The organism is Phenylobacterium sp., from assembly GCF_025934275.1.
GTDB lineage: Bacteria > Pseudomonadota > Alphaproteobacteria > Caulobacterales > Caulobacteraceae > Phenylobacterium.
Map to the genome: position 1 here is coordinate 24,194 of NZ_JAICYI010000009.1, position 24,553 is coordinate 48,746.

The window sequence follows — 24,553 nt, forward strand, 5'->3', positions numbered from 1 at the left end:
CATGACGGAACGCATGGGGAACATTGGCTCTCCATGATCCGCCGTCTCGCCGTCGAGGACGCCGCCGGCCAGCCCGAGCTCTGGGCCGCCGTCAGTCCTGTCCCAAAGCGCGCGCCGCACTACCTGGGGCACCGCGATCGGCTGCGGGATCGCGCGCTGGCGGGCGGGCTTTCCGCGCTGCCCGACTACGAGCTGCTGGAGCTCCTGCTGTTCCGGGCGATCCCGCGCGGCGACGTGAAGCCGCTGGCGAAAGGCCTGCTGGCGCGGTTCGGCTCGCTGGCGGCCGTGCTCGGCGCGAGCGCCGACGAGCTGAAGACCGTCAGCGGCGTCGGGGAGACCGCGGCGCTGGAGCTCAAGCTCGTCCAGGAGGCGGCGCTGCGGGCGGCCAAGACGGCGCTCGCCAAACGCCCGGTGATCTCCTCCTGGTCGGCGCTCTTGGCCTATGTGAAGCAGGCGCTGGCGCACGAAGCGCGCGAGCAGTTCCGGGTGCTGTTCCTCGACAAGAAGAACCAGCTGATCGCCGACGAGGTGATGAACCGCGGCACCGTCGATCACGCCCCGGTCTACCCGCGGGAGGTCGCTCGCCGCGCCCTTGAGCTGTCGGCCAGCGCGGTCATCCTGGTGCACAACCACCCGTCGGGCGACCCCACGCCTTCGGCGGCCGACGTGGACATGACCCGCCAGGTGGCCGAGGCGCTGAAGGCCCTGCGCATCGCCATCCACGACCATCTCGTGGCCGGCCGCGATGGGGTGGCGAGCTTCAAGGCGCTGGGCCTGATCTGACGGCGGACGCGCTCGCCGGCAAGCCGATCGCCGCAAGACTCCAGGCTGCTGATCATTCGCTATCGTCTGGAACCCGACCGAGCATCGGCCGGTTGGTTGCCGTTCGCAGACGGGCGCCCCCATCCGGCTGCGAATGGACCGGCCCAACGACATGAGCCCCTCTCTCTCCAGCGGTTGGGCCGGTCCGCCTCAATAGGCCGGCTCCGGCATGTCCGAGCGCGGGATGATCGCCCCCTCGTGTGCGATGACGGCTTCCGCGAGCCTGCGGCCCGCCGCCACGGCGCGCGTGGCGGCCTCCCCGCGAAGCCGCGCGGCCAGGTAGGCGGCGTTGAAGGCGTCGCCCGCGCCGGTGGTGTCCACGACCCGCGGCGGGTTGGGAGCGGGGCGGATGTCCAGCACCCCGTCCTCGGAGCGGACCCGCACCGTGCGATCGGCGAACCGCTCGATCACCTCCGCAGCCTCCGGCGGGTTCCAGCCCCTCAGGTCGGCGCGGTCCTCCTCGCTGAGCGAGATGTAGCGGGCGAAGGCCGCCGCCCGGCTCAGCGCGGCGCGCGCGACATCCGCCGAGGGCCAAAGGCGCGCCCGATAGTTCACGTCCAGGGCCACCACCGCCCCCGCATGCGTGGCTGCGGCGAGCAGCGCCAGGAGCTTCGTGCGCCCGGTCTCCCCCACCACCGCCAGGGTCACGCCTGAGAGATAGACCAGGCTCGCCTGGCGGAGCGTCCGGAGCAGCGCCGGCGCAAGGCCGGCCTCGTCCGACAGACGGAAGAAGTCGCGCACCGGCGCCTCGCTCCGCCAATAGTGGAAGCGGCGCTCGCCCGCCGCATCGCGCGAGATGGCGTAGAGCCCGGGCAGCCGGCCCGCCGCGCGAACCACCAGCGAGGCGTCGATCCCCTCGTCGGCCATCACCCGCACGATCTCCGCGCTGAACGGATCTTCCGCCCCCAGGGCCGTCGCATAGCTCACCGGAACGCCGAGGCGGCTCAGATAGACGGCGGTGTTGAAGGTGTCTCCCGCGACGCCGATCGCGGCCTGCCGGGGCCCGGTCAGATTGAGCTCCACCATGCATTCACCGATCGCCACGGCTCGCGTCATCTTGGAAGCCCCTCGGCTTCGGCGCCGCGCCCTGTCCGGCCCTCCGGGGCGGGCCGCGGGCGATCCTCCGCTCCGGCCCCTCACGGCTTCCAACGTCCAAGCTTGGCCATTCCATCCATTCCAGCGCGCCGCGCGGGCCGGCGCCGCGCGCGAGGCGGTTTACAGCCGCCGCGGCGAGCCCTAGGGCTCGGCGTCACGTAACCGTCGCAATCGGACCGAGGCGGCCCATGCTGAACTGGTTCCAGGCCCTCATGCCGAAGGAGGGCCGGTTCTTCGATCTGTTCGAGGCGCACGCCAAGACGCTGTGCGCGGGCGCGGGCGCCTTGCGGCGGATGCTTGATGGCGGTCCCGACGTTCCGGAGCGCTGCGCCGAGGTGGCCCGACACGAGCAGGAGGCCGACGAGATCACCCGCGATGCGCTGCTGGCCGTGCGCCGGACGTTCATCACGCCCTTCGACCGTAGCGACATCATCGACCTGATCACCACGATGGACGACGCCATCGACCAGATGCACAAGACGACCAAGGCCGTGACTCTGTTCGAGCAGCGGAATTTCCATTCCGACATGGTCAAGCTTGGCGACGTCATCGTCCAGTGCGCCGACCTCACCGCTGAAGCCGTGCCGCTGCTCAGGTCCATGCGCGCCAACGCGGGCCGGCTGAACCGCCTGGCCGAGGAGGTCACGCGGCTGGAGGACGAATCCGACAGGCTCTACGACGATGGCCTGGCCGCCCTCTACCGGGGGCCCGCCAAGCGCGATCCGATGGCCTATATCGTGGGTTCGGAGATCTACGATCACCTGGAGAAGGTGGTCGATCGGTTCGAGGACGTCGCCAACCGGATCAGCGGCGTGCTGATCGAGCACCTCTGAAGGGCGACGCATGGACCTCGCCGGGTCGGGCCTGTTGCTGATCGCTCTGATCGTCGTGGCCCTCCTGTTCGACTTCCTGAACGGACTGCACGATGCGGCGAACTCGATCGCCACCATCGTCTCCACCCGCGTGCTGCCGGCGCGCTACGCCGTGTTCTGGGCCGCCTTCTTCAACTTCGTGGCCTTCCTGGTGTTCGGGCTGCATGTCGCCAACACCGTCGGCAAGGGCATCGTCGATCCCAAGATCGTCTCCGATGCGGTGATCTTCGGCGCGCTCGGCGGGGCGATCACCTGGAACATCATCACCTGGCTGGGCGGCATTCCCTCCTCGTCCTCGCACGCGCTGATCGGCGGCTTGCTGGGCGCCGGCATCGCCAAGGCGGGCGTCAAGACGATCCTGCTCGACGGAGTCAGCAAGACGATCGCCGGGATCGTCGCCTCGCCGTTGATGGGCTTCGTGCTGGCGCTCCTGCTGGTGCTCGCGGTCTCCTGGGTTTTCGTGAAAACGAGCCCCGCCTTCGCCGACGCGACCTTCCGGCGCCTGCAGTTCGTCTCGGCCTCCCTCTACTCGCTGGGTCACGGCGGCAACGACGCTCAGAAGACGATGGGCATCATCGCGGTCCTGCTCTTCGCGCACGGGGAAGGCGGCGGGAGCTTCCACGTGCCGCTGTGGGTGGTCCTCGCCTGCCAGACCGCCATGGCGTTGGGCACATTGGCCGGCGGTTGGCGTATCGTGCACACCATGGGATCGAAGATCACCCGGCTCTCCCCCCAGCAGGGATTCTGCGCCGAAACCGGCGGGGCGATCACCCTCTTCGCCGCGACCTACATCGGCGTGCCGGTCTCCACCACCCACACCATCACCGGCGCCATCGTCGGGGTCGGCGCTGCGCGCCGTGTCTCGGCCGTGCGGTGGAACGTGGCCGGCGGCATCGTCTGGGCCTGGATCCTCACCATGCCCGCCTCGGCGCTGATCGCCGCGGCGTTCTACGCCCTCGCGCGCCTCGCCGATCATTGGCAGGGTGGATGAGATGCCCAAGCCCCGCGATGCGCAGTACGCCGCCCTGCCCTGGCGCCGCTCCGAAACGGGGGAGTTGGAGGTGCTGCTGATCACCTCGCGGGAGACCCGCCGCTGGGTGATCCCCAAGGGGTGGCCGAAGCCCGGAGAGTCACCCGCCCTCTCCACCGCCCGCGAAGCGCTGGAGGAGGCCGGCGTGGAGGGCGTGATCGTGCAGGCCCCGCTGGGCGCGTACCGCTACGACAAGCGGCTGAAGGATGGCGAACTCCAGCCCGTCGAGGTCAAGGTCTACGCCCTGCAGGTGCTCGAGGAGCGCGAGGCGTGGCCGGAGGCGGACCAGCGCGAGAAGCTGTGGACCGCGCCAAGCGAGGCGGCCGGCCTGGTCGAAGAGCCGGAACTGCAGGCGCTGATCGCAGCGTTCGCGCCCTGAGCGGCGCGCGGAGCCATTTCGCTCAGGTCCAGCGCAACGCGCGACGCACGTCGTCGAGACTCGCGGCAGGTATGTCCGGCGCGGCGGTCAGCTCGTCCTCGGCTTCGGACAGGTGCGCCTCGGCGTCTCCGCCGTAACGCTCCCGCAGGTGTCTGGCGGCTTCTTCGGCCGCCTCGGCGGCCTGCAAGGCCCCAACCCAGTACTTCCCCATGGCGATCCCTCCTCGAGCCATTGGGCGCGCCGAGCCGTCGCCGGACGCTCGGCGCCAAGAATTCCGCTCGCCGCAGCCTGTTCCGTTGACCGGCTCAACGCCAACGATCGCCGTCATCAAAGGCGCGTGAGGGACTCGCTCAGCCAGCCTTGTCCTGCCGCGCGGCCCGGGCCCGCCGCGCGCCCTCGAGCGTCACCAGCTTGCCCCCCGCCGCGCGCGCGTTCAGCAAGGCGCCCACCGCGCGGCCGAGCTCCGCCAGCTTGTACGGCTTGCGAAGGATGGCGAACTCGTCGTTCATCCGTTCCGCAGCCTGGCTGTAGCCGGTGGCGAGCAGGATCGGGATGTCCGGCGCCTCGGCCCTCAGTCGCCTGGCGAGCGCCACGCCGTCCATGTCGCCCGCCATGACGATGTCGCTGAACACCAGGTGAGGCGAGTCCTGGTTGACGGCCTCCAACGCCGCCGCAGCGCTGGCCACCACGCGAACGCTATGACCAAGTTGCTCGAGCATGCCGGCTGCGACTTCCGCCACCTCCGGATTATCCTCGACGACGAGGATCTCGGAACTGGGCGCCGCGCCGGAGTCGCCCTCCGCGGGTTCGGACTTGGGCTGCTGGCGGGCCCGCGGCAGGTAGAGGGTGAAGCTCGTGCCGCGGCCGAGCTCGCTGTTCACCGTCACCCGGCCGCCGGACTGCTGGGCGAAGCCGTAGACCTGCGACAACCCGAGGCCCGTGCCCTTGCTCACCTCCTTGGTGGTGAAGAAGGGATCGAAGATGCGCGGCAGGATGTCGGGCGGGATGCCCACGCCGTTGTCGCTGAAGGTGAGCGCCACGAACTGCCCCGCAAGGTCGCTCGCGCCGCCGCCGGACTGCTCGGTGTTTTCCGCCGAGATCGACAGCACGCCTCCGGACGGCATGGCGTCGCGCGCATTGACCATGAGATTGAGGAGGGCGAGCTCGAACTCGCTGGCGTCCACCTGGACCGGCCACAGCCTCTTCGGCACATCCACGATCAACTGGACGCTGGCCGGCAGGCTCGCCGTGAGCAGCTCCTGCAGCCCCCGCATCTTTTCCTGCAGCGACAGCGCCGCCGGCTGCAGCCGCTGGCGCCTTGCGAATGAAAGCAGGTGGCGGGTCAGGTCTTCGCCGCGCCTGGCGGAGGCTTCGATGGCGTCCAGCGCCCGCAGCGCGCGGGCGTCGCCCTCCAGCCGCTTGCGCAGCAGCTGGGCCTGGCCGCTCACCACCATCAGCAGGTTGTTGAAATCGTGCGCCACCCCGCCGGTGAGCTGGCCGAGCGCCTCCATCTTCTGAGCCTGGGCGAGCTGATCGTGCGCCCGCTGCAGATCCAGCTGGGCGTTGCGCTTGTCGGTGATGTCGCGGGTGATCTTGGCGAAGCCGATGACCTCGCCTTGATCGTTCCTGACCGCGTCGAGAACGACGCTAGCCCAGAACAGCGAGCCGTCCTTGCGGACGCGCCAGCCTTCGGACTCGTGGCGCCCCCGCTCGCCTGCGGTCTGCAGCGCCTTCATCGGCGCGCCCGCTGCGCGGTCGGCCTCGGTGTAGAAGCGGGAGAAGTGCTGGCCGACGATCTCCTCGGCCGTGTAGCCGTTGATGCGCTGCGCGCCGGCGTTCCAGTTGGTCACGACGCCGTTCGGATCGAGCATGAACAGCGCGTAGTCCATGACGCTCGAGACCAGCAGGCGGAACTGGCTCTCACTCTCGATCAGCGCCTCTTCGGCGGCTTTTCGTTCGCTGATGTCGCGGGTGATCTTGGCGAAGCCGATGTGGCGGCCGGCATCGTTGTAGATCGGGTCGACCACCACGCTGGCCCAGAAGCGCGTGCCGTCCCGGCGCACCCGCCAGCCTTCGGCTTCGAAGCGCCCCTCGTTCAGGGCGATGGCGAGCGTGCGGGCCGGCATCCCCGCCTGGCGGTCCTCCGGCGGGTAGAAGATGCTGAAGTGGCGGCCGATGATCTCGTTGGCGCTGTAGCCCTTGATCCGCTCGGCGCCCTTGTTCCAGTTGGTGATGGCGCCGTTCACGTCGAGCAGGTAGATCGCGTAGTCGATCACCCCTTCGACCAGCAGGCGGAAACGTTCCTCGCTTTCGCTCAGCGCGACCTGCGCCTCGCGCTGCGGGGTCATGTCGCGCGTCACCTTGGCGAAACCGATCAGCCGGCCATCCTCGCCTCGAACGGCGTGCACCGTGGCCTGCGACCAGAACCGGCTGCCGTCCTTGCGCACCCGCCAGCCCTCGGTCTCGACCTTTCCGTCCGCGGCGGCCTGGGAGAGGATCTGCTCCGGCAGCCCCGTGCGGCGGTCCTCCAGCGAGAAGAAACGGGCGAACGGTTCGCCCTCGATCTCCTCGCGGCTGTAACCCTTCAGCCGCTCGGCGCCGGAGTTCCAGGTGATCACCCGGCCATTGGTGTCCATCATATAGATGGCGTAATCGCTGACGGCCTCGACGAGATAGTGAAGGGCGCGATCGTAACTGTGGGGATCGCTCATGAAGTCGGACCGCACGCTGCTCGCCAGATAACGTCCCCTAACCCATTTAGCGGACGAGGAATTTGCCCACAACGCCGGTAACGAGAATTGACTTGTGATCGGTCGCTAGGGAAACTTGGACGGCGCGGTGCGAGGGAGAGGGCATGTTTTCGGCTGCACACGAGCTTCGTCCCCCCGACGAACCGTCCGATCAGGACCCCAAAACGTCTCCGCCTTATGGCGAGTTCCCTCACGAGGGCGACGACCTCCCCTACAAGGTCGAGGTCTGGGACGAGACGAGCAAGTACGTCGAACAGGTGGTGGCGGTGAGCGTCAGCCCCGCCATCGGCTATGCCGCCTACTACGCCGCCACGCGCGAGTATCCGGGCCGGGCCATCACCCTGCGCCACAAGGCGGCGGTGATCAGCCGCTGGACCGGCAAGGCCCATTAGGCGGACCAGTCGGCCGATGTTCAAGGGCGGTGACAAGCCAAAGGTCGTTCCGATGACCCCCGCGGTCGCGGCCGCCGCCCGGCTGCCTTACACGGTCGAGCTCTGGGACCTGCCGCGCTTCGCCCCGGAACGGGTCATCGGCCGCGCCGCGAGCATCGGCCTCGCGCGGGCCATCTTTGCCGCGGCGCGGAGCGAGCATCTTGGCCGTCGCATCCTGCTGCGTCGCGGCCGGCGGATCCTGGCGGAAAGCGGCTGAGGCGGGCTTAACCTTGAGCCGCGCGCCTCCCGGCGAATATTCAAGGGGCCGCGGCATCCGTTAACGGCGGTTAGCCACGTCTGTCAGCCTTACCTTAGCGACTTGGCGCCAGAGTGTGCTCTTCGGAAGATGTGGCCTGCGCGCATTCCGCCGACGGCCACGGCCTGGAGTAAGCTTCACGTGTCTGACTCGAACGCCAAGCCCGAACGCGCGCTCACCGTCCTCCATGTGGACGACGACCCGGTCAACCTGCGCGTCGTCGAGGAGATCCTCACCGCCTTCGGCCACCACGCCGTGAAGGCGCTGAGCGGGTCCGAGGCGCTCGAGCAGATGGGCAAGCAGGCCTTCGACGTGGTGCTGATGGACATCCACATGCCGGAGATGAGCGGCATCGAGGTCCTGAAGCGGATCCGCGGCTCGCTCGGCCCCGAGCGGGACACCCCGGTGATCGCGCTCACCGCCGACATCCTCTCGCGCGAACCCGCCGAATACCTGGCCCTCGGCTTCGCCGGCTTCGTGCCCAAGCCGGTCATGGTCCAGGGCCTGATCGCAGCGGTCACGCGCGCGGCGGGCGTCGCCCAGCCGATGCTTCGGCTGCGTCGGGCTAGCTGAACCCGCTCTCCTGCGGCATTCTGCCTCGCCAGGCCCGCGATGAGGCCAGGGAGGACCGGTCATGCCCAAGCTCAGCCGTGACGGCGTTTCGCTTTATTACGAGGTCCACGGCGAGGGCCCGGCCCTCCTCCTGACCCATGGCTTCTCGGCCACCTCGCAGATGTGGAAGGGCCAGATCGACGCCCTCGCGCCGCGCTTCACGGTCATCACCTGGGACATGCGCGGCCATGGCCAGAGCGACTATCCGGCCGATCAGTCCGAATATTCCGAAGAGGCCACGGTCGCCGACATGGCGGCCCTGCTCGACAGGGTGGGCGCGCGGCGCGCCGTGATCGGCGGCCTGTCGCTCGGCGGCTACATGAGCCTCGCCTTCCATCGCGCGCACCCGGAGCGCACGCGCGCGCTGCTGATCATCGACACCGGCCCGGGCTACAAGAACGACCAGGCGCGGGCCGGCTGGAACGAAAACGCCATCCGCCGCGCGGAGCGGTACGAGGCCGAGGGGCTCGGTGACCTCTCCCGCGCCTCGGCGGAGGTGCGCGCCTCGAGCCACCGCGACGCCACGGGCCTCGCCAAGGCGGCCCGCGGGATGCTCACCCAGCGCGATTCCCGCGTGATCGAAAGCCTGCCGGAGATCGCCGTCCCGGCCATCGTCATCGTCGGCGAGAACGACACGCCCTTCCTGGCCGCCTCCGACTACATGGCGGCCAAGATCCCCGGGGCGACGCGGGTGGTGATCCCGAACGCCGGGCATGCGGCCAACATCGACAATCCGGAAGCGTTCAACGAAGCCCTGGCGGATTTCCTGCAGGGCGCGCACCTCGCCGAGCCGGCCTGAGGGCGGCATGAAGACCGCGCTCTGCAACCTGCTCGGCATCGAGCTGCCGATCGTCCAGGCGCCGATGGGCGGGGCGACGACTCCCGAGCTCGCCGCCGCGGTCAGCAACGCCGGCGGCCTTGGCAGCCTCGCGCTCTCCTGGCATCCGCCTGACGCGGTCCGGGCGGTGATCCGCGCCACCCGCGCGCTCACCGAGCGGCCGTTCGCGGTCAACCTGGTGCTCGCGTTCCCGCAGGCGGAGCGGCTCGCGGTCTGCCTGGAGGAAGGCGTTCCGGTGATCTCCTTCTTCTGGGGGGATCCGGAACCGCACCTGGCTGCGGTGCGCGCCAGGGCCGCCAAGTCGCTGCTCACAGTGGCCAGCGCCGCCCAGGCCAGACGGGCGGCCGAGGTGGGGATCGATGCGGTGGTGGCCCAGGGCTGGGAGGCGGGCGGCCATGTGCTGGGCGACGTCGCCACCCTGCCGCTGGTCCGCGCGGTGGTCGACGAAGTCGCGCCCATGCCGGTCATCGCCGCGGGCGGGATCACCGACGGACGGGGGATGGCCGCCGCCCTGGCGCTGGGGGCCGCGGGCGTCTGGATCGGCACGCGCTTCCTGGCCGCCTCGGAGGCCTCGATCCATCCGGAATATCGCCGGCGGCTGATCGAGGCGGCGGAGACCGCGACCGTCCACACGCAGCTGTTCGACGGCGGCTGGCCGGGCGCGCCGCACCGGGTGCTGCGCAACTCGACCTATGAGGCCTGGGAGAAGGCCGGCCGCCCCGCTCCCGGCCATCGTCCCGGAGAGGGCGAGACCCTGGCCGAGGGCGGCTTCGGACCGACGCCGCGCTACGCCGCCACCACGCCGGGTCCCGCGACCCGCGGCGACATCGAGGCGCTGTCCCTGTGGTCGGGACAGGGCGTCGCCCAGCTCAGGCGCGAGCAGCCGGCGGCCGAGATCGTCCGCGAGATCGCCGGCGAAGCCCGCGCCGTGGCGGCCTCGCTGGCCGGCGAGCTCGCGCTCTAGCCCTTGGCCCGTTCGCCGAGTTCGACGCCGGTCGCCTGGTAGCAGACCAGCTCGGCGATGTTGGTCGCGTGGTCGCCGATCCGCTCCAGGTTCTTGGTGATGAACAGCAGATGGGTGGAGGCCTGGATCGAGGACGGGTCCCCCGACATCGACGTCAGGATCTGCCGGAACACCTTCTCGTGCAGGGCGTCGACGTCGGCGTCCCGCTGCCAGACGGACTTGGCCTCGTCGGAGTCCATGGATCGGAAGGCGTCCATCACCTCCGCGAGCCGCTTGGCGACCAGCGCGCCGAGGTCGCCCAGGCCCTTGGCAATGGCCGTCTCCGGTGCGGACTTCAGCTGCGGAATGCGCTTGGCGAGGTTCTTGGCCAGGTCGCCGCAGCGTTCCAGGTTCATGGCGGCCTTCATGGCCGCGATGGGCGCGCGCAGGTCGTCGGCGAGCGGCTGGCGCAGCGCGATGAAACGTACCGCGCGCCGCTCGATATCAGCGTCCATCTCATCGAGCCGCGCATCCTGGAGCGCAATGCGCGCGGCGGCTTCACGATCGTTGCGCAGAAAGGCGTCGACGGCCGAGACCAGCTGGGTCACTGCGAGTTCGCCCATGCTCACCACGTCATCGTGCAACGCCTGAAGGTCCTCATCGATGGCCTTGAAGGTGTGTTCCATGGCGGCCCCCTAGCCGAATCGGCCGGTGATGTAGTCGCGCGCCCGCGTCGTCGCGGGGCTGGTGAAGACCTGGTCTGTCTCGCCGTACTCGACCAGTTGGCCCAGGTACATGAACCCGGTGTGGTCGGAGAGCCGGGCGGCCTGGCCCAGGTTATGGGTGACCACGATCACCGTGTAGTCGCTCTTCAGATCGCTGATGGTCTCCTCCAGCCGGGCCGTCGATATCGGGTCCAGCGCCGAGGCGGGCTCGTCCAGGAGCAGCACCTCGGGCCGCACGGCGATGGCGCGCGCCACGCACAGCCTCTGCTGCTGGCCGCCCGACAGGCCGTGGCCGGAGTCCTTGAGCTTGTCCTTCACCTCGTCCCAGAGGGCGGCCCGGCGGAGCGACTCCTCGACCCGCGCGGCGAGGTCATGCCGGCTCAGCTTTTCATAGAGCCGCACGCCATAGGCGACGTTGTCGAAGATCGACATCGGAAACGGGGTCGGCTTCTGGAAGACCATGCCGACGCGCGCCCTGAGCGCCGCCAGGTCGACGCCTCTGGCCAGCACGTCCTCGCCGTCCAGGAGTACCTGGCCTTCCGCCCGCTGGTGCGGATAGAGGCTGTACATCCGGTTGAGCGTGCGCAGCAGGGTGGACTTGCCGCATCCCGATGGGCCGATCAGCGCGGTCACCGACTGCCGCCTGAAGGCGAGGCTCACGTCGAACAGGGCCTGCTTCGTCCCGTAGAAGAAGTTCAGGTTCTTGACCTGGATTCTTGTCTCATCGGGTGGGAGCTCCAGCACCTGGACCTCCGGCGCATCGAGGATCTCGACACTCATGGGCGATGCTGCTCCCGGGCGATGATGCGAGCGACGATCGTGACGCCGAGTACGGTCGCGGCGATCAGCAACGCGCCGACCCACGCCAGGCGGCGCCAGTCGTCGTAGGGACTGAGGGCGTACTGGAAAATCACCACCGGCAGATTCGCCATCGGCTTCAGCGGATTGAGTTCGAAGAACTGGTTGCTGAGCGAGGTGAACAAGAGCGGCGCGGTTTCGCCGCTGATGCGCGCGAACGCCAGCAGGCCGCCGGTCACGATGCCGCCCCGCGCCGAGCGCCAGAGCACCTCGCGGATGACCAGGGCCATAGGCGCGCCCAACGCCGTGCCTGACTCCCGCAGCATCGATGGCTGCAGGCGCAGCACATCCTCGGTGGTGCGGGTGATGACCGGCGCAGCGATCATCGCCAGGGCGCAGCCCCCGGCGACCGCGGAGAAGCCGTGGAAGGGCGCGACCAGCACCTCGTAGACGAACAGGCCCACCAGGATGGAGGGCGCGGACAGCAGCACGTCATTGAGGAAGCGCACCACCGATCCATAGGGCGATCCCTGGCCGTACTCGGCGAGCCAGGTGCCGGCGAGCACGCCGACCACCGTCGCAATCAGCATGCCGATGAGACACATCACCACCGAGCCGATGATGGCGTTCGCCAAGCCGCCGTGCGAGTTGGGGGCGGGTGTCGCCCGGACAAAGACGTCCAGGTCGAGACCCCCCACGCCGCGCGCCAGCAGGGTCCAGAGGATGGCCGCCAGGGCGACCAGCGCCAGGACGGTCACCGTGATGCAGAAGCCCTTGAACATCAGGTCGACAATCCGCCGCCTCAGCATGAGCTCAGAACGCCTGTTCATGCGTGCTTCTCCTGCAGCCCAAGCAGAAGGCGCGCCAGCGCCAGCACGGTGAAGGTGATGACGAACAGCACGAGGCCCAGGGCGATGAGGGCGGAGAAGTGGGCGGGGCTGCTCGCCTCGGTGAACTCGTTGGCGATCGTCGAGGCGATAGTCGAGCCGGACGCGAACATCGAAGCCGGGAAGTCGTGCGAGTTGCCGATCACGAAGGTCACGGCCATGGTCTCACCCAGCGCGCGGCCAAGGCCCAGCATCACCGCGCCGATCGCGCCTGAGCGGATGTAGGGCAAGGTCACCGACAGGACGACCTCCTTGGTCGTCGCGCCCAGCCCGTAGGCGCTCTCCCGGACGGCCGGCGGCACGCTCAGCAGCAGGTCCCGCAGCGTCGCAGCCATGAACGGCAGGATCATGATGGCCAGGATGACGGAGGCCATGAGGATGCCCGAGCCGTTGGGAATGCCGGTTGTGAGCTTGTCCCAGAGCGACCCGGGGGGCGCGGCGGCCATCAAGGGGATTTCGACGTGCCTGGCGAACAGCGGCGCGAGCACGAACAAGCCCCACATGCCGTAGACGATCGAGGGAATCCCAGCCAGCAGCTCGACCGCCGTGCCGATCGGCCGCCTCAAGCGATCGGGGCACAGCTCGGTCAGGAAGAAGGCGACGCCGGCCGCGACGGGCAGCGCGAAAACCAGGGAGACCGCCGAGGTGACCAGCGTCCCGACCAGCGGCCCGGCCGCGCCATAGATCTCGGTCACCGGATTCCAGGTCGACGTCGTCAGGAAGCCGACGCCGAATTTCCGCAGCGTCGGCCAGCCGCCGATGAATAGCGCCACGAGCAGCCCGCCGAGCGCGGCCACGAGGGCGGTCGCCGCAGCGAAGCAGAGGCCCTCGAAGAGCGAACTCAGCCGCGAGCCGCGGGGGCGCCCCTTGGGCGCGGAAGTCGGGATGAAGGGCGAAACGTCTGACATGCGGTCCGTGGCGGGAAGATCCGGAGGCGACGAACGCGGCCCGCCGATCCGTGGGCCGCCGGGGGCGCGCGCCATAGCGGGCTCAGGTGAGGGCTACTTGACCTGCGAGAAAGCTTCCTTGCGGACTTGACTCTTCACCGCGTTCGGCAGGGCGACGTAGGAGAGCGAGGCCGCCGCCGCATCGCCGTTCTTGAACGACCAGTCGAAGAACTTGATGACTTGCGGACCGTTCTTCTGGTTCTTGTGCAGGATGACCCACGTGGCGCCGGTGATGGGCCAGGAGGCGACGCCCGGCTGGTCGACGAGGATCACGCCGAAGCCCGGGACCGCGCTCCACTTGGCGCCGGCCGCCGCCGCCGCGAAGCTCGCGGCCGTCGGCATGACGAACCTGTGCTCGCGGTTCTGCATCTGCACGAAGGTGAGCTTGTTGGTCGCGGCATAGGCGTATTCGACGTAGCCGATTGCGCCTTGGGTCTGCTTCACGTAGGCGGCGACGCCCTCGTTGCCCTTGCCGCCGAGGCCGACCGGCCAGGCGACCGAGTCGCTGGCCCCGACTTCGGACTTCCAGTGCGGCGCCTGAGTGGACAGATAGGTCGTCCAGATGAAGGTCGTCCCGGAGCCGTCCGACCGATGCACCACCGTGATCGGCAGATTGGGCAACCGAAGGCCCTTGTTGGTGAACTGCAGGAGCGGATCGTTCCACTTTTTGATCACGCCGCGGTAGATGTCCGCGAGCTGGGCGCCGGTGAGCTTGATCTGGCCCGGATTGAACCCCGGCAGGTTCACCACCGGCACGACGCCGCCCACGGCGGTCGGGAACTGCGCGAAGTTGTTCTTGGCGAGGTCGTCGCCGCTCAGCGGCTTGTCCGAGGCGCCGAAATCGACCGTATTGGCCGTGATCTGGCGGATGCCGCCGCCGGATCCGATCGACTGGTAGTTGAGGCTCATGCCGGTCGCAGCCTTGTAGCCTTCCGCCCACTTGGCGTAGAGCGGCGCCGCGAAGGTCGAGCCCGCGCCCGAGATGGTGGCGGCCTGGATCGTGGAGGCGCCGAGCGTCAGCGCTAGGCCGAGCGCGGCCGCGATTGACTTGAACATCGTCCTCTCCTGAATTCCGAGCGCCCGAGTCCCCGTCGCTCTCGGGAGAAGGGCTTATGCCCACGGCGCGAAGCTTCCACGACAGCCGCGTGACAGAACTGCGACAGCCGACGCGACTGCGCGCCAGATGCGAAGAGAGGCTCCCGCGCCGGGAGCCTCTCCTCTCCGCGTCCGCGCTCGCGCGCGGAGTCGCGTCGGCCTACCAGCGGAACTGGCCGAACAGACCGACTTCGTCGTAGGTCCCCTGGCTCACCCCGCCGATCGTGCCGTTCGAGGTGGAGAACAGGCCGTTGTCGACCTTGTCGCGCTTGTAGACGAGCGCCAGGTCGACGATCTTGATGGGCTCCCAGTTGAGGCCGAGGTTGTAGTAGTTGTCCTTCTCGCTGGGCTTGAGCGTCTTCGACGGCTTCACGTGGTCCCAGCGGGCGAACGCCGAGACCATCGGCGTGAAGTTGATCGAGCCCCACAGGGAATAGCCGTCCGACTTGTCGCTCGCCGCCGTGGTGACGGTGTTCCAGTTGTCGGCTGCGAAATACTCGACGCCCAGTCGGAAGCGCGGGTCGACGTAGGCGGCCAGCGCATCCCAGCGGGTGGCGTTGTGGAAGGTTGGCGGCCCGCCCTGCACGTCCTTGCCGAGCTTGCCGGTGTAGCCGCCGATCGCCAGCACGACGTGGTCCAGGTTGAGGTTGGCCCGACCCTCGATGTCCATGGTCTTGGTGCGGACCGGGTTCTTGTAGCCGGCCCCGTCGACCACGGAGACGGCGTAGTTGAAGAGACCGCCGGCGAGCTTGCCGGACACGTGCAACCCCCAGTCGGCCGAGGCGCCGAACTTGGTCCGGTCGGGCAGCACGTTCTCGACGAAGCGGTAGCCGTAGGTCTCTTCCACCAGCGGAATCCAGGGCAGGTCGGCCGAGCCCGCGCGAACGATCAGCGCATCGGAGAGCTTGGCCTGCAGGTAGGCCTTCTTGATGTAGACCTGGGTCAGGCTTTCGGCCGAGTTGTACTGAACATCGGTGGTGACGTTGCCCGACCAGGTGTCATTGAACTTGTGGTCGATCCCCACATAGAAGCGCTTGATGTCGAAGCCCGTGCCCGTCGGCGCGATTTTCGCCCCGTCCTTCTTCTGCTCCACATGCGTCAGGTCGAAGTACATGCGGCCGTTGACGGAGGTGTTGTCGGCCCAGCTGGGCCGCGGTTTCGGATTCGCCGAGGCGACCTGGGTGCGCACCTCGGTCGGGATGGTCTGAATCTCGTTGGCGAGCTGCGCCTGCGCCTGCTGCGCGGTGGCCTGCGCCGCCTGCGCCTGCACCTGTCGCTGGGAGGCTTCGGCGTCGTTGAGCCGCTCGGTGAGCGAGGCGACCTGCGCCTTCAGATATTCGATCTCCTCGGCTTCCTTGGCGCGTGCGGCGGCCGCGGCGTCGGCGCGCTTGGCCTTGTGATGCGCCGTCTTGGCCTCGGCCTGCGCCGCGAACCCGCTTGCCAGGAAGACGCCCACAGCCGCCCCCGTGAGCAGCGACATCTTCGTTGTCATGGATGACCCCCTCGTTGGACGCGCTTCCTGCAAGCGGCGTCGAAGGCGGTCTTACAAAGCCTGCGTGACAGTTCCATGTAACCGCCCGGAGCCGCGGCCGGGCGGTCCGCCGCGAAGTGACAACCCTGGCGCGCGGGCAACACCCGCGTCGTACCCTCGACATGAGGATTTGGCGACGGTCGCCTGACAACGCGAGCGACGGCCAGGCCCAAGCGCCGCTGGGGCCGCGCGGCAACGAGCCGGCGCCGGGAACCTTTGGGTCGCTATGACGTCAGACAAAAACCAAGTCTTGATTCGCCGCTCAGACTCGGATTTTCTCAATATAGGCGGCGGGACGGCAAGAACTCATAATATAAATATCGCATAATACTTCGGCCGCACACTGGGAGGGGAAATGCCGATGAGCTACTGGGAATTCGAGGACCTGCGCCGGGAAGCGGAGTCCGCCTGCGATCGCTTCGGCGCCTCGCCGGAGGGTCAGGCTCAGGCCCTGCGGCACCTCTGGTCGGGGGACGTCGCGGCACGGCGGGACGCGCGCTTCGCGCAGCAGCGCCAATGGATGAAGACGCTCACGCGCAGGCACGCCACGTGATCGCCGCGAAGCGCCTCCGGCGCTGGATTCCCTATTTCCTCCTTGGCCCGGTCACCGGGCCCTTGGCGGCCGGCGTCGTGCGCAGCCTGCGCGCCCGCCAGCCGCTCCTGGCGGGCCTCTACGCCTTCGCCGTCGTCGAAGCCTGGGTCGTGTTGCCGCTGGTCGCGCACAACTTCGCGGTGGCGGCCAGTCCGTAGGCGCTCGGCGAAGTCTTCCGGAGCGGCCGCCTCGAAACCGGCTCAGCGCTCCTGGTCGAGCGAGTAGCCCGCTGAGCGCACGGTGCGGATCGGGTCGGCCGCGCCGCCCTCGCGCAGCGCCTTGCGCAGCCGGCCCACGTGCACGTCGACCGTCCGCAGCTCGACATAGGTGTTGGGGCCCCAGACGGCGTCCATCAGCCGCTCGCGGCTGAACACCCGGCCAGGCCGCTGCATGAGGAAGTCGAGCAGCCGGAACTCCGTCGGACCGAGACGCACGTTGCGCCCCGAGCGCGTGACGCGACGGCTGGCCCGATCGAGCACGATGTCCTTGAACTCGAGCCGCTCCTCCACCAGCTCCGGGCGCGTGCGGCGCAGGAGCGCCCGGATGCGGGCGACGAGCTCGGACATGGCGAACGGCTTGACGACATAGTCGTCAGCGCCGGTGTCGAGGCCGCGCACCTTGTCGGTCTCCTCGCCGCGGGCCGTCAGCATCAGGATCGGCATGCGCCGGGTTTCCGGACGCGCCCGCAACTGGCGGCAGACCTCGACGCCAGAGACCTTCGGCAGCATCCAGTCCAGGACGACGAGGTCCGGCGTCTCCTCCTCGATCCTCAGGAGGCCCTCCTCACCGTCGGCCGCGCACGCGACGCGGAAGCCCTCCTTGTCGAGATTATATTCGAGCAGCGTCGACAGCGCCGCTTCGTCCTCGATCACGAGGATGCTGGGCTTCACGTCGCCCCGTCCCTCGGCGGTCCGGCCTCGATGAGCGAAACCTTCGGCCGGGGCTGGTCCAGCTCTTCGCCGGTCATCTGGAAATGCAGGATCTCTGCGATGTTGGTGGCGTGGTCGCCGATCCGCTCGAGGTTCTTGGCGATGAACAACAGGTGCGCGCCCGTGGCCACCGCTTCGGGCTCCTCGGCCATCAGCGTCAGCAGCTCGCGCCACAGGCTCTCGTAATGTTCGTCGACCTCATCGTCGCGCCGCCACACAGTGAGCGCCGCCTCCATCTCTTGGGCGGCGTAGGCGTCCAGCACCTCGCGCAGCCGGCCGGCCACAAGACGGCCCATGCGGGCGAGGGCGCTCATCAGCGGCAACACCGGCGCGGATTCCGAGAGCACCATGCTGCGCTTGGCGGTGTTGCGGGCCAGATCGCCGCAGCGCTCCAGGTTCATGGCGAGCTTGAAGGCGGAGACCGCGCGCCTCAGATCCTCGCCTTCCAGGGCTTCGCCGGCGATCAGCGCCATGGCTCGGCGCTCGATGTCGGCCTGCATCGCATCGAGCCTGAGGTCGCGTACGATCAGCCCCTGGGCGAGCGGCACGTCGCGCCGCACCACCGCGTCGACGGCATCCACCACCTGGGCCTCCGCCAGGCCGCCCATCCGGATCACCTCGGCGGTCAGGGCGCGCAGCTCGGCGGCGGAGGAACGGGCGGGAATCGGCTGGGGCAAGGGAGGCGCCTTCTTCGAGCGCGAGACCCTAGCGGCCCGGCATGACACTTATGTGACAGTGGAGCTGCGACCTTCCGGCTCCGAGGCGCAGCAGCGGCTTCGCGCCGGCCCGCGGCGGCCCTATCTTAGGCGCCTCCAGCGAGATCCATGCCCGACCTTCGTCAAGCCATCGCCGACCAGATCCGTCAGCTCGTCGGGGCGGGCGGGGCCAATCGTGAGCGGGTGCGCACGGATTCCGGCCTTTTCGGCCCGGGCTCCGCCTGCTGGAAGGTGCACGGCGACTTCACCAGCATGATGGTGGGCGGGATCGCCGCCCTGTTTCTCCAGATGCTGCATCCCGGCGCGCTGGCCGGCGTGTGGGATCACTCGAACTTCCGTCAGGACATGTCCGGGCGCCTGCGCCGCACAGCCCGGTTCATCGCCGGAACGACCTATGGCTCGACGGCCGAAGCCGGGGCGCTGATCGCCCATGTCGGCCAGATCCACGATCGCGTCGCCGGGAGGCTCCCGGACGGCACGCCCTACTCCGCCAACGACCCGGACCTGCTCACCTGGGTGCACGTGGCGGAGGTCTCGAGCTTCCTGGCCGCGTACCTGCGCTACAAGGACCCATCCTTCCCGCCCGCCGAGCAGGACCGCTACTTCGCCGAGGTCGCGATCATCGCCGAGAAGCTGGGCGCCACGGACGTTCCGAAGAGCCGCGCCGCCGTCCGGGCCTACCTGCGCGAGGTGCGACCGCAACTGCGCTATGACTACCGGACCCGCGAGGTGGCCCGCGCGCTGCTGTCGCAGCGTGCGCCGAATCCCGCCGCCGCGCCGTTCCTGGCCCTCATGTTCGAGGCGGCGCGCGACCTGCTGCCGGACTGGGCGCAGCGCATGCACGGCTTCCGCGCGCCGGTCGCCGGGCGGCCGGTGGTGAGACTGGGCGTCCAGGGCGTCGGCCGCATGTTCCGCTGGGCGCTCACCAACAGCGCCGAGGCGCGCGCCCGCCGCCGCGCCGCCGAGCTGGACGCGCAGAGGGCATGAGCCTCAGCGCCGGCATCGGCGACGTCGGTCACAGGGCCGCCGGCAGATAGACCGTCAAGGTGGTCCCCTGCCCCTCCGCGCTCTCGACCATCAGTCCGCCCCGGTGGCGGTTGACGACGTGCTTGACGATGGCGAGGCCAAGACCCGTGCCGCCGCTCGTCTGCCCTTCTACGCGGTAGAACCGCTCCGACAGCCGCGGCAGGTGCTGGCGGGCCATTCCAGGACCCTCGTCGGCGATGCGCCCGACGACATAGGGTTGGTCGGCGCCGGCGTCGGGCGTGAGCAGCGAGAGCGCCACGGCCCCCTCCCTCGAAGCCGCGCGCGCCGCTCCGACGCCTTCGACGCGGCTCAGCGATACCCGCACGACGCCGCCCCTCGGTGAATACTTGACGGCATTGTCGATGAGGTTCTGCACCACCTGCACGATCTGGTCGCGGTCGCCCACGGCTCCGAGCGACCCCTCGGGCGCGGAGACCTCGATCCGGATCCCCCGCTCGGCGGTGAGCGGCCGCACGGCGTCGGCCACGTCGTCGACGGCGCGCAGCAGGTCGACGACGCCGTCAGGCGCGATGTGCTCGTTGAGCTCGATGCGGCTGAGCGACAACAGGTCGTCGATCAGCCGGGCCATGCGGGCGGCCTGCTCGGCCATGATCGCCAAGAACCGGTCGCGGGCCTGGGGATCCTCCCGGGCGTGCGTGCGCAGCGTCTCGACGAAGCCCGCGAGCGACGCCAGCGGCGTCCGAAGCTCGTGGCTCGCGTTGGCCAGGAAGTCGGCCCGCATGCGTTCGGTGCGGCGCGCGTCGGTCTCGTCGCGCAGCACGAGCACCAGCTCATCACCGCGGCCGAGCGGCCGGACGAAGGCGCGCCAGAACCGGGGCTGCGCGCCGATGGATTCGAAGAGCACATCTTCCGGCCCGCCGGTCGAACGCGCCGCCTCGATGGCCTCCAGCACCTGCGGCTGGCGCAGCGCGGCCTCGAGCGGGGCGCCCTCCAGATCGATGCGGAAGAGCGCCCGGGCCGCGGCGTTGCCGTAGACGATCTCGCGCCTCCCGGTCTCGATGGCCCGGACGAGCAGCAGCGGATCCGGGATGACCTCGAGGATGGCCTCGGCCGGCAGGCTGCGGTCGTGCGGCTGAACGGCAGGATCGGACACGGGCCCCTAGTTCCCGCGAAACGCGCGCTTCGGCAACCGACGGCCCAATCAGAACCCCCAGCGCCGGACATACCAGGTCTTTGCGAGCGTGGTCAGCGCGGCGTAGGCGATCAGGAACGCCGCCACGATCGGCCAGTAGAGCGCCGGCAGAGGAACGAAGCCGAGCGCGCCGCCGGCCCACGTGAACGGCAGGGCGATGGCGACAGCTGACACGAGCAGGCTGGTGAACGTCAAAGCCAGGCTCGCCCGGCTCTGCACGAATGGGATCTTCGCGGTTCGGATCACGTGGATGATCAGCGTCTGGGTCAGCAGCGACTCCACGAACCATCCGGTCTGGAAGAGGTGCGGGTTGGTCCCGGCCTGGAAGACGAACCACATCGCCGCGAAAGCCGCATAGTCGAAGATCGAACTGATGGGTCCGATCAGAAGGACGAAGCGAAGCAGGCCCGCGATCTCCCACTTGCGCGGCTTCAGAAGGTAGTCGGGATCGACGCGATCGGTCGGGATGGCGGTCTGGGAGACATCGTAGAGGAAGTTGTTGGTGAGGACCTGGATCGGGGCCATCGGAAGGAAGGGAAGCAGCAGGCTCGCCCCGAGCACGCTGAACATGTTGCCGAAGTTCGAGCTCGCGCCCATTCGGATGTACTTGATGATGTTGCCGAAAACACGCCGACCCTCGAGCACCCCGTCCTGCAGCACCGCGAGGCTTTTCTCGAGCAGGATGATGTCGGCGGACTCCTTGGCGATGTCGACGGCGGTGTCGACCGAGACGCCAACGTCAGCCGCCTTCAGACCCGGACCATCGTTGATCCCGTCGCCCAGGAAGCCCACCACATGGCCGCGGGCGCGCAGAGCGCCGATCACCCGCGCCTTCTGCTCCGGCGAAACCTTGGCGAACACCTGGGCCGTGTCGGCGAGCTCGCCCAGCGCCTTGTCGTCCAGCGCCTCGACCTCGGAGCCGAGGATGATCCGCTCCGGCGCCAGGCCCACGTCGCGGCAGATCTTGCGGGTGACCAGATCGTTGTCGCCGGTGAGGATCTTCACAGTCACCCCGGCCTGGGAGAGGCGCGCCAGGGCGGGCCCCGCCGACTCCTTCGGCGGGTCGAGGAATCCGACATAGCCCACCAGGGTAAGGGCCTTCTCGTCGGCCACGCTGAACGCATGGCCGGTGTCGGGCGCCTCCTTCACCGCCACCGCTACAATGCGGAAGCCGTCGCCGTTGAGCTTGGCCGAGACCTCGTGCGCGCGGGCGAGATGCGACGGATCGAGGGCGCCTTCCCTGTCTCCGATCCGATATCGGCTGCAGACGGCCAGCACCTCCTCCACCGCGCCCTTGCAGATCAGGATTCGGCCGCCGGTCTTGTCTTCCAGCACCACTGACAGGCGCCGCCGCTGGAAATCGAACGGCACCTCGTCGATCTTGCGGTAGCCGGAGGCGCGGACAGGACCTTCATGCTCCGCATGCTCGAGCACGGCCACGTCGAGCAGATTCTTCAGACCGGTCTGGAAGCGGCTGTTGAGATAGGCGTACTTCTGCACCGAGTCGTCATCGTGGCCCTGCACGTTGAGGTGCAGCTTCAGGACTACCTTGTCCTGGGTGAGCGTGCCCGTCTTGTCGGTGCACAGCACGTCCATGGCGCCGAAGTCCTGAATCGCGTTCAGCCGCTTCACGATCACCTTCTTGCGGGACATGGCGAGCGCGCCTTGCGAGAGGTTCACGGTCACGATCATCGGCAGCATCTCGGGCGTAAGCCCGACCGCGACAGAGACGGCGAAGAGGAGGGCTTCAAGCCAGTCGCCCTTGGTGAGCCCGTTGATCAGGAATACCGCAGGCGTCATCACGCCGATCATCCAGATCATCATCCAGACGACGCCGTTCACGCCCTTGTCGAAACTCGTCTGGCCTTTCGCGGCGACAACCTTGCGAGCGAGGCGTCCGAAATGGGTCCGCTCGCCGGTGGCCGCCACCACGGCGAGCCCGTAGCCGCTCACCACATGACTGCCCATGAAGGCCATGTCGGGCAGCTCGAAGTCGTCGGCAGGCGAGCTGCCGATGATCTCCGCGTGCTTTTCGGCCGGGAGCGACTCTCCCGTCAGCGCCGACTGATTTACGAAGAGGTCCTTGGTCTCGATCAGGCGCACGTCGGCCGGGACCATATCACCGGCGGAGAGCCGGACCACGTCGCCCGGCACGAGCTGCTGGATCGGGATCTCGATAAATGCCTCGCGCGCGCCGGGCCGCCGGACGCTGGCGAGAGTCCTGACCATGCCGGCAAGCTTGGCGGCCGCGGCATTCGAGCGGTGCTCCTGGATGAAGCCGAGCGCGACGCTCAGGATCACCATGGCCGCGATCACCAGCGCCGCGCGCGCATCGGAGAGGACCCAGGAGAGCGCGGCCAAGGCGATGAGGAGCGCGTTCAGCGGGTTCCGAGTGCGAGTCCAGAGTTCGCGCCAGATCGACGGAGGACCGGCTCGCGCGATCTGGTTCAGCCCACAGCGGCGGCGGCGCGCGGCGGCCGCCTGCGAACTCAGGCCCTCGGGCCGGCTCTCCAGCCGGGCGAGCGCCTCCGCTGGGGTCGCGCTCGCGGTGGCCCGCAGCTCGTTGGACAGCACCGCCCCGGCGGAGGTCGCGGGGCTTGGTTGGTCCGTCAGGGTCATGCTGAACCGTCCCGGCGCAGCCTCGCCTGCGCCATGATCGATCGCAAAGTCATTTGGGCCTAGCGGCTCGCCCGCCAGGCGACATACGCGCCCGCCGCCATGACCATCAGGGCGAAGGCCCGCCGCGCCCACTTGGCCTGGCCTTCGAGCAACCGGGCGGCCGGGCCGCCGAGAAGGGCGCCAATCCCGCCGCCGACCAGCGCCGCGCGCTTGTTCGCGATGCGATCAGCGACGGCGGCGGGCTTCAGGGCGATCAGCTGGGCGGCGATCATTGGTCGGCGTCCTTCCTGGGGGGCAGAAGATCTCCGCAAGCGTCGCCACCACCCTCACCGCCGCCGGATCGGCGATTCGGTAGAAGATGGTCTGGCCTTCCCGACGCGTGGCCACGACGCCTTGTTCGCGCAGCACCGCGAGATATTGCGACAGCGCCGATTGTGAGAGCCCGACGAGCGTCTGGATTTGACCCACCGCAAGCTCCGGCTCGCCGAGATGGCACAGGATCATCAGCCGTCGCTCATTGGACAGCGCCCTGAGCAGCTTCGCCGCGTCGGACGCGCTGGCCTCGAACTCGGTATTTATGTGCGAGCCGAAGGGAGGCTCTATTTATGCGCCCCGCCGTCCAAGCCTTTTTCGATCCCGCCACTGCGACCGTCACCTATCTCGTCTTCGACCCCGCGACCAAGGCGGCCGCGATCATCGATCCGGTCCTGGATTACGAGCCGAAGGGCGCGCGCATTTCCACCGGCTCGGCCGAGACGGTGCTCTCGGCCGCGCGCCATCAGGGACTCGACATCCGCTACGTGCTGGAGACCCACGCCCATGCCGACCACCTGTCGGCGGCCGACTACATTCGCCGCGAGACCGGCGCGCAGGTTGCGATCGGATCGCACATCACCGAGGTCCAGAAGATCTTCATCCCGCGCTTTGAAGCCTATGACGTCAAACCCGACGGGGCGGTGTTCGACCGGCTGGTGAACGAGGGCGATCGGCTGGAGCTCGGCAAGCTCGAGATCGGGGTCCTGCACACGCCCGGTCATACGCCCGCCTGCGTCACCTATGCCATCGGCGACGCCGCCTTCGTGGGCGACACGCTGTTCATGCCGGACTACGGCACGGCCCGGGCCGACTTCCCGGGCGGCGACGCGACGAGTCTCTATCGTTCCATCCGCAAGATCCTGTCGCTACCGCCAAGCACGCGGATCTTCGTGGGTCACGACTACCTGCCGGAGGCCGGCCGCACGGAAAACCGCTGGGAGACCACCGTCGCTGAGGAGGCCGCTTCGAATATCTATATCCATCAAGGGGTAAGCGAGGCCGAGTTCGTGGCGCGGCGAGAGGCGCGCGATGCGACCCTCGCGCCGCCGGCCCTGATCTTGCCGTCGCTGCAGGTGAACATCCGGGGCGGCGCGCTTCCGCCGCCCACCGCGGACGGCCACGTGTTCCTGCGGCTGCCGCTCACGCTCGGCTGAGCGCGCGAGGCGCTTGCCTGCCGTCTCGTAAAGGCGCC

28 protein-coding genes are annotated in these 24,553 nt (G+C 68.9%); 13 read left to right on the top strand and 15 right to left on the bottom strand.

All coding sequences use genetic code 11. From position 1 onward, the window contains the following. Positions 1 to 36 precede the first annotated feature (36 nt). Positions 37 to 783 (top strand): DNA repair protein RadC, encoded by a 747-nt coding sequence (gene radC, locus Q0W60_RS03915; RefSeq protein WP_297692854.1) that lies wholly within the window; start codon positions 37 to 39, stop codon positions 781 to 783. 189 nt (positions 784 to 972) lie between these two features. On the opposite strand, the gene Q0W60_RS03920 is transcribed toward radC, so the two are convergent. Continuing rightward, positions 973 to 1,878, bottom strand: coding sequence for a sugar kinase (locus tag Q0W60_RS03920; protein WP_297692768.1), 906 nt, complete (start codon positions 1,876 to 1,878; stop codon positions 973 to 975). 227 nt (positions 1,879 to 2,105) lie between these two features. On the opposite strand from Q0W60_RS03920, the gene Q0W60_RS03925 reads away from it, so the two are divergent. Genes Q0W60_RS03925 through Q0W60_RS03935 form a run of 3 tightly spaced genes read left to right on the top strand, consistent with a single transcriptional unit; the run spans position 2,106 to position 4,198 of the window. Continuing rightward, entirely contained in the window at positions 2,106 to 2,750 is a 645-nt protein-coding gene (locus Q0W60_RS03925) for a DUF47 domain-containing protein (RefSeq protein WP_297692770.1), read from the top strand. Positions 2,751 to 2,760: 10 nt separating this feature from the next. After that, on the top strand, positions 2,761 to 3,780 hold the full coding sequence (locus Q0W60_RS03930) for an inorganic phosphate transporter (RefSeq protein WP_297692773.1): 1,020 nt from the start codon (positions 2,761 to 2,763) through the stop codon (positions 3,778 to 3,780). 1 nt (position 3,781) lies between these two features. Further along, positions 3,782 to 4,198: an NUDIX hydrolase gene (locus Q0W60_RS03935; protein WP_297692775.1), complete on the top strand. Its 417-nt coding sequence runs from the start codon at positions 3,782 to 3,784 to the stop codon at positions 4,196 to 4,198. Positions 4,199 to 4,220: 22 nt separating this feature from the next. On the opposite strand, the gene Q0W60_RS03940 is transcribed toward Q0W60_RS03935, so the two are convergent. Next, on the bottom strand, positions 4,221 to 4,409 hold the full coding sequence (locus Q0W60_RS03940; RefSeq protein WP_297692776.1) for a hypothetical protein: 189 nt from the start codon (positions 4,407 to 4,409) through the stop codon (positions 4,221 to 4,223). A 139-nt stretch (positions 4,410 to 4,548) separates the two neighbouring features. Next, positions 4,549 to 6,909, bottom strand: coding sequence for a PAS domain S-box protein (locus Q0W60_RS03945; RefSeq protein WP_297692778.1), 2,361 nt, complete (start codon positions 6,907 to 6,909; stop codon positions 4,549 to 4,551). A 143-nt stretch (positions 6,910 to 7,052) separates the two neighbouring features. Here Q0W60_RS03945 and Q0W60_RS03950 point away from each other — a divergent pair, with 143 nt between their 5' ends. From Q0W60_RS03950 to Q0W60_RS03970, 5 genes are all read left to right on the top strand, one after another. Next, positions 7,053 to 7,340: a hypothetical protein gene (locus Q0W60_RS03950; protein WP_297692780.1), complete on the top strand. Its 288-nt coding sequence runs from the start codon at positions 7,053 to 7,055 to the stop codon at positions 7,338 to 7,340. 52 nt (positions 7,341 to 7,392) lie between these two features. Beyond that, on the top strand, positions 7,393 to 7,596 hold the full coding sequence (locus Q0W60_RS03955; protein ID WP_297692782.1) for a hypothetical protein: 204 nt from the start codon (positions 7,393 to 7,395) through the stop codon (positions 7,594 to 7,596). A 180-nt stretch (positions 7,597 to 7,776) separates the two neighbouring features. After that, positions 7,777 to 8,208: a response regulator gene (locus Q0W60_RS03960; protein ID WP_297692784.1), complete on the top strand. Its 432-nt coding sequence runs from the start codon at positions 7,777 to 7,779 to the stop codon at positions 8,206 to 8,208. 61 nt (positions 8,209 to 8,269) lie between these two features. Continuing rightward, complete coding sequence (locus Q0W60_RS03965) at positions 8,270 to 9,046, top strand: alpha/beta fold hydrolase (RefSeq protein WP_297692786.1); 777 nt, start codon at positions 8,270 to 8,272, stop codon at positions 9,044 to 9,046. Positions 9,047 to 9,053: 7 nt separating this feature from the next. Then, on the top strand, positions 9,054 to 10,049 hold the full coding sequence (locus tag Q0W60_RS03970) for a nitronate monooxygenase (RefSeq protein ID WP_297692788.1): 996 nt from the start codon (positions 9,054 to 9,056) through the stop codon (positions 10,047 to 10,049). Here Q0W60_RS03970 and phoU (Q0W60_RS03975) read toward each other — a convergent pair. From phoU (Q0W60_RS03975) to Q0W60_RS04000, 6 genes are all read right to left on the bottom strand, one after another. Next, on the bottom strand, positions 10,046 to 10,714 hold the full coding sequence (gene phoU, locus Q0W60_RS03975; protein ID WP_297692790.1) for a phosphate signaling complex protein PhoU: 669 nt from the start codon (positions 10,712 to 10,714) through the stop codon (positions 10,046 to 10,048). The genes Q0W60_RS03970 and phoU (Q0W60_RS03975) overlap by 4 nt on opposite strands. Positions 10,715 to 10,723: 9 nt before the next feature. Further along, on the bottom strand, positions 10,724 to 11,533 hold the full coding sequence (gene pstB, locus Q0W60_RS03980; protein WP_297692792.1) for a phosphate ABC transporter ATP-binding protein PstB: 810 nt from the start codon (positions 11,531 to 11,533) through the stop codon (positions 10,724 to 10,726). Beyond that, the gene (gene pstA / locus Q0W60_RS03985) at positions 11,530 to 12,381 is read right to left on the bottom strand and encodes a phosphate ABC transporter permease PstA (RefSeq protein ID WP_297692794.1); all 852 of its coding nucleotides are present in this window, start codon (positions 12,379 to 12,381) and stop codon (positions 11,530 to 11,532) included. Before pstA ends, pstB begins: the two co-directional genes overlap by 4 nt. Then, positions 12,378 to 13,346: a phosphate ABC transporter permease subunit PstC gene (gene pstC / locus Q0W60_RS03990; protein WP_297692796.1), complete on the bottom strand. Its 969-nt coding sequence runs from the start codon at positions 13,344 to 13,346 to the stop codon at positions 12,378 to 12,380. Before pstC ends, pstA begins: the two co-directional genes overlap by 4 nt. Before the next feature lie 93 nt (positions 13,347 to 13,439). Next, positions 13,440 to 14,441, bottom strand: coding sequence for a phosphate ABC transporter substrate-binding protein PstS (pstS, locus tag Q0W60_RS03995; RefSeq protein WP_297692798.1), 1,002 nt, complete (start codon positions 14,439 to 14,441; stop codon positions 13,440 to 13,442). Between the two features lie 199 nt (positions 14,442 to 14,640). Then, positions 14,641 to 15,972, bottom strand: a complete 1,332-nt coding sequence (locus tag Q0W60_RS04000) for a hypothetical protein (protein ID WP_297692800.1) — start codon at positions 15,970 to 15,972, stop codon at positions 14,641 to 14,643. A gap of 394 nt (positions 15,973 to 16,366) precedes the next feature. On the opposite strand from Q0W60_RS04000, the gene Q0W60_RS04005 reads away from it, so the two are divergent. Both Q0W60_RS04005 and Q0W60_RS04010 read left to right on the top strand, forming a co-directional pair. Then, positions 16,367 to 16,564 (top strand): hypothetical protein, encoded by a 198-nt coding sequence (locus Q0W60_RS04005; protein WP_297692802.1) that lies wholly within the window; start codon positions 16,367 to 16,369, stop codon positions 16,562 to 16,564. Further along, positions 16,561 to 16,761, top strand: a complete 201-nt coding sequence (locus tag Q0W60_RS04010) for a hypothetical protein (protein WP_297692804.1) — start codon at positions 16,561 to 16,563, stop codon at positions 16,759 to 16,761. Before Q0W60_RS04005 ends, Q0W60_RS04010 begins: the two co-directional genes overlap by 4 nt. 42 nt (positions 16,762 to 16,803) lie before the next feature. Here Q0W60_RS04010 and phoB read toward each other — a convergent pair whose 3' ends face one another. Together phoB and phoU (Q0W60_RS04020) are read right to left on the bottom strand one after the other, a co-directional pair. Beyond that, positions 16,804 to 17,493: a phosphate regulon transcriptional regulator PhoB gene (gene phoB, locus Q0W60_RS04015; protein WP_297692806.1), complete on the bottom strand. Its 690-nt coding sequence runs from the start codon at positions 17,491 to 17,493 to the stop codon at positions 16,804 to 16,806. Then, positions 17,490 to 18,209, bottom strand: coding sequence for a phosphate signaling complex protein PhoU (gene phoU, locus Q0W60_RS04020; RefSeq protein WP_297692808.1), 720 nt, complete (start codon positions 18,207 to 18,209; stop codon positions 17,490 to 17,492). Before phoU (Q0W60_RS04020) ends, phoB begins: the two co-directional genes overlap by 4 nt. 147 nt (positions 18,210 to 18,356) lie before the next feature. Here phoU (Q0W60_RS04020) and Q0W60_RS04025 point away from each other — a divergent pair, with 147 nt between their 5' ends. Further along, a complete protein-coding gene (locus Q0W60_RS04025; RefSeq protein ID WP_297692810.1) occupies positions 18,357 to 19,235 on the top strand; it encodes an oxygenase MpaB family protein in 879 nt (292 codons plus the stop codon). Between the two features lie 28 nt (positions 19,236 to 19,263). Here the strand turns inward: Q0W60_RS04025 and Q0W60_RS04030 are convergent, their stop codons facing one another. From Q0W60_RS04030 to Q0W60_RS04045, 4 genes are read right to left on the bottom strand one after another with little or no spacing between them, the layout of a single operon-like run. Further along, positions 19,264 to 20,388 carry an ATP-binding protein gene (locus Q0W60_RS04030; protein WP_297692812.1) on the bottom strand — a complete coding sequence of 375 codons (1,125 nt, stop codon included), beginning with the start codon at positions 20,386 to 20,388 and terminating at the stop codon, positions 19,264 to 19,266. A gap of 48 nt (positions 20,389 to 20,436) precedes the next feature. Beyond that, positions 20,437 to 23,046 carry a magnesium-translocating P-type ATPase gene (mgtA, locus tag Q0W60_RS04035; protein WP_297692814.1) on the bottom strand — a complete coding sequence of 870 codons (2,610 nt, stop codon included), beginning with the start codon at positions 23,044 to 23,046 and terminating at the stop codon, positions 20,437 to 20,439. Between the two features lie 59 nt (positions 23,047 to 23,105). Then, positions 23,106 to 23,318 (bottom strand): hypothetical protein, encoded by a 213-nt coding sequence (locus Q0W60_RS04040; RefSeq protein ID WP_297692816.1) that lies wholly within the window; start codon positions 23,316 to 23,318, stop codon positions 23,106 to 23,108. Continuing rightward, complete coding sequence (locus Q0W60_RS04045) at positions 23,272 to 23,649, bottom strand: metalloregulator ArsR/SmtB family transcription factor (protein WP_297692856.1); 378 nt, start codon at positions 23,647 to 23,649, stop codon at positions 23,272 to 23,274. Before Q0W60_RS04045 ends, Q0W60_RS04040 begins: the two co-directional genes overlap by 47 nt. A 2-nt stretch (positions 23,650 to 23,651) precedes the next feature. Here Q0W60_RS04045 and Q0W60_RS04050 point away from each other — a divergent pair, with 2 nt between their 5' ends. Further along, complete coding sequence (locus Q0W60_RS04050) at positions 23,652 to 24,515, top strand: MBL fold metallo-hydrolase (protein WP_297692818.1); 864 nt, start codon at positions 23,652 to 23,654, stop codon at positions 24,513 to 24,515. Positions 24,516 to 24,553: the final 38 nt, after the last annotated feature.